The 12,680-nt window shown below is 60.6% G+C and carries 11 protein-coding genes; 6 read left to right on the top strand and 5 right to left on the bottom strand.

Annotated elements, in window-relative coordinates; translation table 11 throughout:
• Positions 1 to 40: 40 nt before the first annotated feature.
• The 4 genes from ACA075_RS06135 (at position 41) to pdxH (ending at position 5,856) form a co-directional block, all read left to right on the top strand.
• On the top strand, positions 41 to 2,551 hold the full coding sequence (locus tag ACA075_RS06135; protein ID WP_497297720.1) for a beta-agarase: 2,511 nt from the start codon (positions 41 to 43) through the stop codon (positions 2,549 to 2,551).
• A gap of 255 nt (positions 2,552 to 2,806) precedes the next feature.
• Positions 2,807 to 3,952 carry a serine hydrolase domain-containing protein gene (locus ACA075_RS06140; RefSeq protein WP_497297721.1) on the top strand — a complete coding sequence of 382 codons (1,146 nt, stop codon included), beginning with the start codon at positions 2,807 to 2,809 and terminating at the stop codon, positions 3,950 to 3,952.
• Between the two features lie 113 nt (positions 3,953 to 4,065).
• A complete protein-coding gene (locus tag ACA075_RS06145) occupies positions 4,066 to 5,184 on the top strand; it encodes an OmpA family protein (protein WP_497297722.1) in 1,119 nt (372 codons plus the stop codon).
• A gap of 24 nt (positions 5,185 to 5,208) precedes the next feature.
• Positions 5,209 to 5,856 (top strand): pyridoxamine 5'-phosphate oxidase, encoded by a 648-nt coding sequence (gene pdxH, locus ACA075_RS06150; RefSeq protein ID WP_497297723.1) that lies wholly within the window; start codon positions 5,209 to 5,211, stop codon positions 5,854 to 5,856.
• 5 nt (positions 5,857 to 5,861) lie between these two features.
• Here pdxH and ACA075_RS06155 read toward each other — a convergent pair whose 3' ends face one another.
• Complete coding sequence (locus tag ACA075_RS06155; protein ID WP_461979994.1) at positions 5,862 to 6,098, bottom strand: hypothetical protein; 237 nt, start codon at positions 6,096 to 6,098, stop codon at positions 5,862 to 5,864.
• 166 nt (positions 6,099 to 6,264) lie between these two features.
• Here ACA075_RS06155 and ACA075_RS06160 point away from each other — a divergent pair, with 166 nt between their 5' ends.
• Positions 6,265 to 6,729: an outer membrane lipoprotein gene (locus tag ACA075_RS06160; RefSeq protein ID WP_084321772.1), complete on the top strand. Its 465-nt coding sequence runs from the start codon at positions 6,265 to 6,267 to the stop codon at positions 6,727 to 6,729.
• Between the two features lie 68 nt (positions 6,730 to 6,797).
• Here ACA075_RS06160 and ACA075_RS06165 read toward each other — a convergent pair whose 3' ends face one another.
• The 3 genes from ACA075_RS06165 to nhaA form a co-directional block, all read right to left on the bottom strand.
• Positions 6,798 to 7,046, bottom strand: a complete 249-nt coding sequence (locus ACA075_RS06165; RefSeq protein ID WP_497297724.1) for a pyocin S6 family toxin immunity protein — start codon at positions 7,044 to 7,046, stop codon at positions 6,798 to 6,800.
• Between the two features lie 15 nt (positions 7,047 to 7,061).
• The gene (locus tag ACA075_RS06170; RefSeq protein ID WP_497297725.1) at positions 7,062 to 8,234 is read right to left on the bottom strand and encodes an S-type pyocin domain-containing protein; all 1,173 of its coding nucleotides are present in this window, start codon (positions 8,232 to 8,234) and stop codon (positions 7,062 to 7,064) included.
• Between the two features lie 120 nt (positions 8,235 to 8,354).
• Positions 8,355 to 9,542 (bottom strand): Na+/H+ antiporter NhaA, encoded by a 1,188-nt coding sequence (gene nhaA / locus ACA075_RS06175; protein ID WP_497297726.1) that lies wholly within the window; start codon positions 9,540 to 9,542, stop codon positions 8,355 to 8,357.
• Positions 9,543 to 9,789: 247 nt separating this feature from the next.
• On the opposite strand from nhaA, the gene ACA075_RS06180 reads away from it, so the two are divergent.
• The gene (locus tag ACA075_RS06180) at positions 9,790 to 10,887 is read left to right on the top strand and encodes a PLP-dependent cysteine synthase family protein (protein WP_497299204.1); all 1,098 of its coding nucleotides are present in this window, start codon (positions 9,790 to 9,792) and stop codon (positions 10,885 to 10,887) included.
• Between the two features lie 116 nt (positions 10,888 to 11,003).
• Here ACA075_RS06180 and ACA075_RS06185 read toward each other — a convergent pair whose 3' ends face one another.
• Entirely contained in the window at positions 11,004 to 12,617 is a 1,614-nt protein-coding gene (locus tag ACA075_RS06185; protein WP_497297727.1) for an NAD(P)/FAD-dependent oxidoreductase, read from the bottom strand.
• Positions 12,618 to 12,680 lie beyond the last annotated feature (63 nt).

Raw genomic sequence — 12,680 nt, forward strand, 5'->3', positions numbered from 1 at the left:
CACTGGCCCATTGAAGGTCGTTAGGGAGAATTTCGTTCTCATGATTCGCCGCTCGTTGCCTGCTGTTTTCGCCTTGATCTTCTCAGCCCCTTTGCTGGCAGCCCCTGCCAGCCAACAGACGCTGTTCAACTTTGTGCGCCCCGCCGATGTGGTCCAGGTGGCGACACAGGATGCCAGCCTGCCGCAATCCAATGCGGAGCAAACGGCCGAAGGCGAAGTGTTGCGACGGGTGACGTTCAACCCAGTGGCGCAACCGACCTTGCGTCTGACCCCGCAAACCGGGGCCTGGGACTGGTCGCAGTCGGGTGTCATGAGCTTGCGCATCCAGAGCGCGATGGACTGGGCCGTGACCCTGTACGTGAAAATCCAGAGCAACGATGGCAAGACGTTGATCAGTCGCGTCGACCTGCCGGCCGGGCCGGCGCAGACCCTGCTGGTGCCGCTGCAACCGAGTTCGCCGCTGAGCCAGGGCATGAAGGCCGGGCCGCCGATGCCGATGACGTTCGACGGTCAACGGGTATTGCTGGCCAGCAGCGCCGGTGAGCTGGATCGCAGCCAGGTGGTGTCGGTCACGTTGTCGATGGATCAGCCGAGAGTGGCCCAAAGTATCCTGCTTGAGCGCTTCGGCGTGCAGGATGGTGAAGCGGTGACGAAGGCGGCTTATGGCGGCCTGGTGGACGCTTACGGTCAATCGACCCGGGCCAAATGGCCGGAGAAAGTCGGTAGCGATGAGCAACTGAAAAGCGCCGCCGCCAAGGAACAGCAACAAACCAACACCTGGCTCGCCGAGCGCCAGAAGTTGTCCCTGGACAAGTACGGCGGCTGGAACAAAGGCCCCGCGTTCAAGGCCAGCGGCTTTTTCCGCACGGAAAAGCGCGACGGTCGCTGGTACCTGGTGACCCCGGAAGGGCATCCTTTCTATTCGCTGGGGGTCAACACCGTGACCCCGGACGTCAACCAGACCTACATCGCCGGTCGCGAGTGGATGTTTGAATCCCTGCCAAAACCGGAAGAACCCTTGGCCAGCCATTATGGCGAAGGTGACAACCGTGGCGGTAACGGCGCTGATCAGGGTCGTGGCTATAACGCCGGTCGTTGGTACGATTTTTATGGCGCCAATTTGCAGCGCCTTTACGGCGAACCGTGCGCGCTGGGCAGCGACACCAAGGCCGGCGTCGCCGAAGCGGCCAAGGCCGATGCGGTCGAGGCCACGGCGGACAAGGCCGCCGAGCAACCAGCCGCGCCTACGACTGCCGAATCCGGCGTTGCCGAAGCCGCCAGGACCGGCGCAGAGGAAGCGTCCGTCGCCAAAGCCGTTGAGCAAAAACCTGCCGAGCCCTGCAAAGCAGTGGTTGATGAAAAACGCTGGGCCAGCCATACCCTGGATCGCCTACAAGCCTGGGGTTTCAACACGGTTGGCAACTGGAGCGCTCCGGGTTTGGCCAATGCTGACCGTGTGCCGTACACCTTGCCGCTGTCGATCGTTGGCGATTACGCCAGCATCAGCACCGGCACCGATTGGTGGGGCGGCATGCCCGACCCGTTCGACCCACGCTTCGCCATGGCCACCGAACGCGCTGTGGCCATCGCCGCCCGTGACCATCGCGACGATCCCTGGCTGATCGGTTACTTCGCCGACAACGAACTGGCCTGGGCCGGCCCCGGCGATGATCCGAAAGCCCGTTACGCACTGGCCTACGGCACCTTGAAAATGACCACCGACGTACCGGCCAAACGTGCGTTCCTTAAGCAATTGCGCGACAAGTATCGCAATCAGGCCGGCCTTTCCAAGGCCTGGGGCATCGACTTGCCCGCCTGGGAGTTGATGGAAGACCCGGGATTCGTGCCGCCGCTGCCGAGCGACGAACACCCGGAAATCGAGGCCGATTTCAAATACTTCCAGAAGGTCTTCGCCGATACCTACTTCAAGACCCTTTCCGATTCGCTCAAGTGGCACGCGCCGAACCAATTGCTGCTGGGCGGTCGTTTTGCCCTCAGCACCCCGGAAGCCGTTGAGTCCTGCGCGCAGTATTGCGACGTGCTGAGCTTCAACCTGTACACCTTGAAACCGCAAGACGGCTACGACTTCGCCAAGTTGCGCAGCCTGGACAAACCGGTGCTGATCACCGAGTTCAACTTCGGCTCCGCCGATCGCGGTCCGTTCTGGGGCGGCGTGACGCAGTTGGCCAAGGAAGAAGACCGTGGCCCGGCTTATGCCAACTTCCTCAAACAGGCGCTGAGTGAACCGTCGATTGTCGGCGTGCACTGGTTCCAGTACCTCGATCAACCGGTGACCGGACGTCTGCTGGATGGCGAGAACGGTCACTTTGGCCTGGTGGGCATTACCGATCTGCCGTTCCAGGGCTTCGTCGACAGCGTGCGCAAGAGCAACCTGGCGACCGTCGATCAGTTGGGCAAGGAGGCCGAGAAGGCCAAGGCTGAAGCGGACAAAGCCAGCCATGAAGGCGAGGGTGGTAAAAAAGGTGATGCCGGCAAAGGCGCAGGGCAGGTAGCCGGCCATGCGGGTGGGCATTCGGCCAATGGTCATTAAAGCTTGAGACCCTGTGGCGAGGGGGCTTGCCTCCGTTGGGTCGCGGAGCGGCCCTGTAATCAGCAACCCCATTCCTACAGACACACCGCGCATGCAGGTTTTACGACTGCTGCGCAGCCGAACGGGGGCAAGCCCCCTCGCCACAAATGATCAATGTGAACCTACGGGCAACTGACCGCCCAGCCCGCACCTGTTCCCAAATCCCCCAAGGGCTGGAACAATGCGGACCACTTTGTAGATTTCGGGGAGTTGCGGGTGCAGATTCAGGGTCATTACGAGCTTAAGTTCGAAGCAGTACGCGAAGCGTTCGCGGCGCTGTTCGACGATCCTCAGGAACGTGGCGCGGCATTGTGCATCCGGGTCGGTGGCGAAACCGTCCTCGACCTCTGGGCCGGTACCGCCGACAAGGATGGCCTTGAAGCCTGGCACAGCGACACCATCGCCAATCTGTTCTCTTGCACCAAGACCTTCACCGCCGTCACCGCCCTGCAATTGGTGGCCGAAGGCAAGCTGCAACTGGATGCCCCGGTGGCGCGCTACTGGCCCGAATTTGCCGCCGCCGGCAAAGAATCCGTCACCTTGCGCCAGTTGCTCTGCCATCAGGCCGGTCTGCCGGCGCTGCGCGAGTTGCTGGCGCCCGAAGCGCTCTACGACTGGTACACCATGGTCGATGCCCTCGCGGCCGAAACGCCGTGGTGGACACCGGGCGAAGGCCACGGTTACGCGGCAATCACCTATGGCTGGCTGGTGGGCGAGTTGCTGCGGCGTGTCGATGGTCGTGGGCCGGGCTCATCGATTGTGGCGCGGGTCGCCAAGCCGTTGGGGCTGGATTTCCATGTGGGCCTGGCGGACGAAGAGTTTCACCGCGTGGCGCACATCGCCCGCGGCAAGGGCAACGTTGGCGATGCGGCGGCCCAGCGCTTGCTGCAAGTAACCATGCGCGAGCCGACCGCCATGACCACCCGGGCCTTCACCAACCCGCCGTCGATCATGACCAGCACCAACAAACCCGAATGGCGCCGGATGCAACAACCCGCCGCCAATGGCCACGGCAACGCCCGTAGCCTCGCTGGTTTCTACGCCGGCCTGCTTGATGGAAGCCTGCTGGAAAGCGAAATGCTCGAAGAACTGACCCGCCAACACAGCCTTGGCGAAGACAAGACTTTATTGACCCAGACCCGTTTTGGCCTGGGTTGCATGCTCGATCAACCGGACGTTCCCAATGCGACCTATGGCCTCGGCCCACGGGCATTCGGCCACCCGGGCGCTGGCGGCTCCATCGGTTTTGCTGACCCGGAACATGATGTGGCCTTCGGTTTTGTGACAAATACACTGGGGCCTTACGTCTTGATGGATCCGCGCGCGCAAAAGCTTGCGCGGGTACTGGCCACTTGTCTGTAAAACGCACTCTCGGGCTCCAGGGCCGGAACCCGAAGGCCTTTATGGTTTCCAAGCGTCTGTTTATCCGGTCACGCCGGCCTGATTTTTTATGATTTCATTTTTGTGGATATCCAATGTCATTCAATAAAACCACCCTTGCCTTGGCCCTTTGTGTCGCGATCACCGGTTGTGCACAGACCCCACAAAATGATTCGGATGGCAGCAGTTGGTGGCCATTCGGCTCCTCCGACAAAGTCGCGGCGAAAGAGCCGGCTCCGGCCCCGACTCCAGCCCCAGCCCCAGCTCCTTTGAAAACTGCTGCCGCTGCTCCAGTGACCAAAGCTGAAAGCTCCAACCCTTGGTACTGGCCGTTCGGCTCCGATGAAGTGCTCGACAAAAAGCCGGACGTAAAACCCGAAGCCAAGCCTGTCGAAGTCGCCAAGGCTGAAGCCGATGCCGGTGGCAAATGGTGGTGGCCGTTCGGTGGTAAGGATCAACCCACCGCCAAAGCCGTGCCGATGCCGGACCCTAAAATCACTCAAGCCTGGCTCGACGACTACGAGCCGCGCCTGCGCGAGGCCATCAAGGACAGCAACCTGCAACTCGAACGCCGTGAAAACGTGCTGGTGGTGACCGCTCCGGTAGAAGGCTCATTCAACCCGGACCGCCCGGCCATGTTGCTGCCGGTGACCCTCGGCCCGTTCACTCGCGTTGCGAAAATCCTTGAAGTCGATCCAAAGACCGCCGTTTTGGTCTTGGGTCACAGCGATACCTCGGGCGCCGCACCGGCCAACGTGAAACTGAGCCAGGAACGCGCACAGGCCGTGGCCGCGATCTTCCGTCTGAGTGGTTTGCAGCGTGATCGTCTGATGCTGCGCGGTATGGGCGGTGAAGCTCCGCGTGCTGCCAACGATAGCAACGAAGGTCGTGCCTTGAACCGTCGCGTGGAATTGCTGGTGACTCCGCAAAACACCATGGTCGCGCTGCTGAGCAAGTACAACATGCCGGCCCCGGCGCCAGTGCGCCTGGTCGCTGCCCAGGACGTCAAGCCAGTGGCCAAGCCGGCTACCCCTGCGCCAGCCGCGAAGAAAGCAGATGTACCTGCCGCGAAAAAAGCTCCGGCCAAGAAAGCCGCCAAGGCTCCAGCCAAGAAGACACCGGCTAAAACCGCAACCCCGGCGAAAAAGACAGCGCCAGCCAAAGCCGCTGCAGCTGACAAGAAAGTCGCAACCGCCGATGCGGTCAAAAAGTAATTCGTTAACCAAAAGGAATGCGCCATGACCCAGGGCCTGGCTGATATGCGTCGCGACTACACCCGTGATGGCCTGACCGAGGCGCAAGCCCCGGCCGAGCCGTTCGGACTGTTCCATCAGTGGTTTGCGGAGGCGGTGAAAACCGAGCAACCGCCGGTGGAGGCCAATGCCATGACCCTGGCCACCGTCGATCGGGACGGTCGGCCGCATTGTCGCATTCTGCTGCTCAAGGGCCTGGACGAAGAGGGCTTTACCTTCTTCACCAACTACGACAGCGCCAAAGGCCAGCATCTGGCGGCGAACCCGTTCGCTGCCATGACGTTTTTCTGGCCGACCCTGGAGCGCCAGGTGCGCATCGAAGGACGGGTGGTGAAGGTCACGGCTGAAGAGTCCGACGCCTATTTTCAGGTCCGCCCGCTGGGCAGTCGTCTTGGTGCCTGGGCTTCGCCCCAGAGCCGGGTGATTGCCGATCGCGCTGAACTGGAAGCGCTGCTCAAGAACACCGAGCAACGTTTCAGCGACACCCAACCACACTGCCCGGAACACTGGGGCGGTTATCGCTTGCTCCCCGAGCGCATCGAGTTCTGGCAAGGCCGTCCGAGCCGCCTGCACGATCGCCTTAACTACCGTCTGCAAGGCGCCGACTGGATTCTTGAACGTCTGGCACCTTAAGCAGTCTACCGATCGGGATAGCCCGCCGCAGCGGCTTCAAGCCACTGGGGCAGGTCCCGGCGCTTGATCTTCTGCGCCTGAGCGCTTGCCAGTTGCTCGAGCATGAAGGCTTTTTTCTGCTCGTCATTACCCGCCAGTGCCAACGCCAGATCGCGGTCCATCCAGCGCTTGATCCGCACGTACAGCCACCAGTGGAAGTACAAACCGGCGACCGTGGTGACGACAATGATGAAGTAATCCATGAAAATCCTTGGGTCAGTGGCGCAGATTTTTCAATTAGCCGCTACTGTGTGGTGAGTTCCGAGGCGCCTGTACCGGGCCTGAATGAAACCAATTTTATCCGGGCGATGCCGTGACAGGCGTCAAGCTGCGGAGTTTAATGAATACCTGTCCTTTGGAGTTGATGCTATGCGTAAGTCTGTTCTGCTGGTTGCTTCCTTTTCCACGATGGCGATGTTGCTCACCGGCTGCCAATCGAGCCTGACCGGTGACTCCTATTCCCGTGACGAAGCGCGTCGTGTGCAGACCGTTCGCATGGGCACCATCGAATCCTTGCGTCCGGTGAAAATCGAAGGCACCAAGACCCCGATCGGCGGCGCCGCTGGCGCAGTCGTTGGCGGCGTCGGCGGTAGCGCCATCGGCGGCGGTAAAGGCAGCATCGTCGCTGCGGTCATCGGCGCCGTCGCCGGCGGCCTGCTCGGTTCAGCCACAGAAGAAGGCCTGACCCGCACCCAGGGCGTGGAAATCACCGTTCGCGAAGACGACGGCAGCATGCGTGCCTATGTGCAGCAGGTTCAGGAGAATGAAGTGTTCCGCGTGGGCGAGCGGGTGCGGATTGCTACTGTTGATGGGACGAGCCGCGTTTCGCACTAAGTGAAAGCGAGCGGTAAAAGAAAACCCCGACCGGGTGACTGGTCGGGGTTTTTTGTGTCTGGGGCGAATCAATCGTTGTTACAAAGTCCCATGTAGTAGACCAAGTCTTCCCTAATGGGAGCACCCACTAAGCCCATGATTTCTCTGGATTGGTCGGGAGAAAGTTGGTGCTCACCCATGGGGACATCCCACAAAGTAGACCAGCCCATCACATTAAGCACTGCTGTCTCTAACGCTTGTGGCACATCCTTTTCGTATTGCAATGAATTGACGGGATTCGGTTCGGGGAAAAAACCAGTGAGTAAAATAAATATCATTTTTGTTCCTCATCATTACTTCGTGTAAGTTCGCCTTTCAGGTTTCGCATCATCGGTCTGTTCGCCCGTTTCGGCATTAAACTCTCCCAAGTGATCTCCCGCCCAGTTGTAGATTTCGACGGCGCCATGTTGGTAATCCCACTCATAAATCCGCTTTTTGCTTTCCCAGCGTTTTCGATTTCCTTTGGTCCGAACGGGAATGGCATCGGGGAATGCCGGCAAAGTTTTAGGCGGTGTGTGATAACGATGGTCAACGTTGAAAGGCTTTGCGACCACTATGTATAACGGTCTGATGCCAGAATTCGCCGGAAACACAAGAATGAAATCCTTGTACTCCGGCGGATACACCGGATTCACAATAATCCCGTCCGCCGCTTTCGTCGGCGGGTACACCCAGATATGCGGCGCTTGCGGAGCAGCCTCCAACGCTGGAATCCCAAGGATGTCCTTCCCATCAACAGCCGGCGTCCAGATCAGCTCAACCCCATCTCCCAGATCCGCCACCTGCTGGTTGCCACGCAACGTGAACTGCACAACATCAACCATTTCCCAATCACGGTTCTTACCGGTGTAGAACCCGTATCCTTTGAGACTGCCATCCGCCTGTTGCTCGACTTGCAGGCGAACGCGGGTTCTGGCCTGCTTCAAGGCGCGCAGTTGATCTTCGGTATAGAGCGCGCTATCGCCCAGGCTTGGTGTCCAGAACAGCGCGACCACTGTGGCTAATGCGGTGGCCCCGGCAGCGCCGATTGCCGCGACCGGAGCAGCGAGCGACGGAGCACTGAGTGCAAGTCGGCCAATGCCAAGCGAGACGGTATTGCCGCTGATGGTTTCAAGATTCAGCAGACCGGCATCGTCTGCTTCACGGGCACCTAGCCAGGCGACTTCCCCGTAATCCTTGAGGCTGTCGGTGGGCACCATGCCCGAAGGATTCGAGTAATCGATGATGGCGTCCGGCAGTTTGCAGGACTTGGCGAAGACGCATCCGGCACGAACGGATTGGTCCTTTTTGGCGACGACTTCACGACTGCGCTCGAAAGCGTCTTGCCGCGCGAGCATGGCGTCGTAGGCGTTTTGCCGGGCGTCCCGCTCGGCCAGTTCGGTGGCCGTCATGAAGCGGTGAGTGACGTGATGTCCATCGCCGGACGGTGGGTTTTTAACCCTGGGGATATCCTTGTTTCCAGCCATTGATCTTCCTTGCGTTCGCACATCGACAGCCCCGGACAAGGGGCTGTGCGACGTTAACGAACGAGGTCAAACGTGGCTGTAGGACGAATCCTGATTGTCGCTAAGAGGGTTCTCTTTCGCTCAGGATGGCAGCGCGGTGCGCTTGCGGCTCGCTGCCGCTGTCACCGCGTAACCGATCAATGCCGCCAGAATCGAACCGGTCAAAATACCCATCCGGTCCATCCCCGCGTATTCACTGACGCCTGGCTCGAAGGCCAGGGAGCCGACAAACAGGCTCATGGTAAAGCCAATCCCGCAGAGGATCGCGACACCCAGCACCTGGCCCCAGTTGGCGCCTTGGGGCAGGGCGGCGATGCCGATTTTCACGGCCAGCCAGGTCAGGCCGAACACACCGACGGTTTTGCCCAGCAGCAGGCCCACCGCAATGCCCATCGGCACGTGGTGCGTGAAGCTTTCCATGGTCACGCCGCTGAGCGACAGGCCGGCGTTGGCGAAGGCGAACAGCGGCAGAATGCCGTAGGCCACCCAGGGATGCAGGGCGTGTTCGAGGGTCAGCAGCGGTGACGGTTCGGCGTTTTTTGTGCGCAATGGAATGCAGAACGCCAGGGTCACACCGGCCAGTGTCGCGTGGACACCGCTCTTGAGCACGCAGACCCAAAGGATCAATCCGATGATCATGTACGGCCCGAGCTTGACCACACCGAGCCGGTTCATCGCGATCAAGGCGACGATGCACGACGCGGCCAATGCCAGCGAAAGCGTCGACAGCGTGCCAGAGTAGAAGATCGCAATGACGATAATGGCGCCGAGGTCGTCGATGATCGCGAGGGTCATCAGAAACAGTTTCAGCGACACCGGCACGCGTTTGCCCAGCAGGGCGAGGACGCCGAGGGCGAAGGCGATGTCGGTGGCCATCGGGATGGCCCAGCCACTCAGGGCGGCCGGGTTGTCACGATTGAGGAACCAATAGAACAGTGCCGGAACCACCATGCCGCCAATCGCTGCCGCGCCGGGCAGGACGATCTGTGAGGGTTTCGACAGCTGACCGTCGAGGACCTCGCGCTTAACTTCCAGGCCGATCAGCAGGAAGAACAAGGCCATCAGGCCATCGTTGATCCACAGCAGCGCCGGTTTGGCGATTTGCAGCGCACCGACCTGCGCCACCACCGGCGTCTCCAGGAAACTGCTGTACAGCCACGACAACGGGGAGTTGTTGATGATCAAAGCCAGGGCTGCCGCAGCGATCAATAACAGACCGCTGGCAGCTTCCAACTGAAAGAAACGCGTGAAAGTGCTACGCAGAGGCAAGGTCGCTCTCCATCGAATAATCAAAAAGGTGGCACACCCTAACCCGTACCGTTAGTTGTTAAAACAAAAGTTATATTCTTTTTTGTTATATGCCGTTACAGCGCGAAGGGTCGGCACGGATCTGAGCCTAGCAGTTGCCAGACGTATTGGGCCTCAGCTGTATCTGTGCGTAGCGTGGGATTTTTCCTAAGCTTGTTGGCTGAGCCTTGCGACAAGGCCGACTCTTGTCCGATTCAACGAGAAAACCATCATGAGCGACAACCGACAGTGGGCCCGCGAAGCCATCCGGATCATCGAAGCCGACTTCCAGCGCAGCGCCGACACCCACCTGATCCCTTTGCCGCTCCCGGGTTTTCCGGGCATCGAGCTGTACTTCAAGGATGAGTCCAGCCACCCCACCGGCAGCCTCAAGCACCGCTTGGCGCGCTCGTTGTTCCTCTACGCCTTGTGTAACGGCTGGCTCAAGCCCGGCGCGCCGGTGATTGAAGCGTCCAGCGGTTCGACGGCGATTTCCGAGGCTTACTTCGCCAGATTGCTGGGATTGCCGTTCATTGCGGTGATGCCGGCGACCACCTCCAAAGAGAAGATCGCGCAGATCGCGTTCTACGGCGGCAAGAGCCATCTGGTCGACGATCCGACGCAGATCTACGCCGAGTCCGAGCGCCTGGCTCGCGAACACGACGGGCATTTCATCGACCAGTTCACCTACGCCGAACGCGCCACCGACTGGCGGGCGAACAACAACATCGCCGAGTCGATCTTCCAGCAAATGCGATTCGAGCAGCACCCGGAACCGAGCTGGCTGATTTCCAGCCCTGGCACCGGTGGCACCACCGCGACGTTGGGCCGATACGTGCGTTATCGCCAGCATTGCACCCGCGTGTTGTGCGCCGATGCCGAACGTTCGGTGTTCTTCGATTACTACAAGACCGGTGATGCCAGCCTGCGACTGGACCACGGTTCGCGGATTGAAGGGATTGGCCGGCCACGGGTAGAAGCGTCGTTCCTGCCCAAGGTGATCGATGCGATGGTCAAGGTGCCGGACGCCTTGTCGCTGGCGGCCATGCATTACCTGGCGCAGCATTTGGGACGACGTGTCGGCGGCTCGAGCGGGACCAACCTGATCGGCGCCTTGATGGCGGCCGGGCAGATGGCGGCGGCGGGGGAGTCGGGATCGATCGTGGCGATTCTATGTGACGGCGGCGAGCGGTATGAGACCAGCTATTACGATCAGGACTGGCTCAAGGCCCAGGGGTATGAGTTGAGTGGGTTGATGGAGGTTGTCGCGGCGAGTGCCGAGCGCGGCGAGCCGCTTCCCGCCACCGTGCTGCGCGCCAATATCTGACACACCAAAAACCAATGTGGGAGCGAGCCTGCTCGCGATATCGGTAGATCAATCAACATCTCTGTTGAATGTTATTCCGTCATCGCGAGCAGGCTCGCTCCCACAGGGGATATGTATCAGGCTTCGAGGCCAAGGATGTCGCGGGCAACCGCTTCAGCAATCCGAATCCCGTCAACACCCGCCGAGAGAATCCCGCCCGCATAACCCGCGCCTTCGCCCGCCGGGAACAGGCCTTTCACGTTCAGGCTCTGCATCGACTCGTTACGGGTAATCCGCAGCGGCGACGAGGTGCGCGTCTCGATCCCGGTCAACACCGCGTCATGCAGCGAGTAACCGCGAATCTGCTTTTCGAACGCCGGCAAGGCTTCACGAATGGCTTCGATGGCAAACGCGGGCAGGGCCAGCGCCAGATCACCCAAGGCAACGCCCGGCTTGTAGGACGGCTCAACGCTGCCCAATTCGGTGGACGGCTTGCCCGCAATGAAATCGCCCACCAGTTGTGCCGGCGCTTCGTAGTTGCTGCCGCCCAGCACAAAGGCGTGGGATTCCAGGCGTTCCTGCAACTCGATGCCCGCCAGCGGGCCGCCTGGATAATCGACTTCCGGGGTGATCCCGACGACGATCCCGGAGTTGGCATTGCGCTCGTTACGCGAGTACTGGCTCATGCCATTGGTGACCACGCGACCCGGCTCGGACGTTGCCGCCACCACGGTGCCGCCCGGGCACATGCAGAAGCTGTAGACCGAACGACCGTTCTTGGCGTGGTGCACCAGTTTGTAGTCGGCCGCCCCGAGTTTCGGGTGGCCGGCGTATTTGCCCAGGCGTGCGCGGTCGATCAGCGACTGCGGGTGTTCTATGCGGAAACCCACCGAGAATGGCTTGGCTTCCATGAACACGCCACGACCGTGAAGCATGCGGAAGGTGTCCCGGGCGCTGTGGCCCAAGGCAATAATCACGTGTTTGGAGTGAATCTGCTCGCCGCCATTGAGCTCGACGCCGACCAGTTGGCCGTCCTCGATCAGCACGTCGGTAACCCGCTGCTGGAAGCGCACTTCGCCGCCCATTGCGCGAATCTGCTCGCGCATGTTCTCCACCACGCCGGTCAGGCGGAACGTGCCGATGTGCGGTTTGCTGACGTAGAGGATTTCTTCCGGCGCGCCTGCCTTGACGAACTCGTGCAGGACTTTGCGACCGATGAATTTCGGGTCCTTGATCTGGCTATAGAGCTTGCCGTCGGAGAACGTCCCCGCGCCGCCTTCACCAAACTGCACGTTGGATTCAGGGTTGAGCACGCTTTTTCGCCACAGGCCCCAGGTGTCTTTGGTGCGCTGGCGCACTTCGGTGCCACGCTCGAGGATGATCGGCTTGAAGCCCATTTGCGCGAGCAGCAGCCCGGCGAAAATCCCGCACGGACCAAAACCCACGACGACAGGACGTTGCTCAAGATCAGCCGGCGCCTGGCCGACCACTTTGTAGCTGACATCCGGCGCCACGTTGACGTTACGGTCATCGGCGAACGTGTGCAGCACCGCGGCCTCATCGCGAACGTTGAGGTCGATGGTGTAGATGAAGCACAGTTCAGAGGACTTTTTGCGCGCATCGTAGCTGCGCTTGAACAAGGTGAAATCGAGCAGGTCATCGCTGGCGATGCCCAGGCGCTGCACGATGGCAGGGCGCAGGTCTTCTTCGGGATGGTCGATCGGCAGCTTGAGTTCGGTGATTCGTAACATGACGGGATCCGGTTCGCGGGGCGCACAACTGCGCCAAGGCGTTTGAAGGCGGCGATTATAAGC

The sequence above is a fragment of the Pseudomonas sp. LBUM1663 genome, from assembly GCF_059695905.1.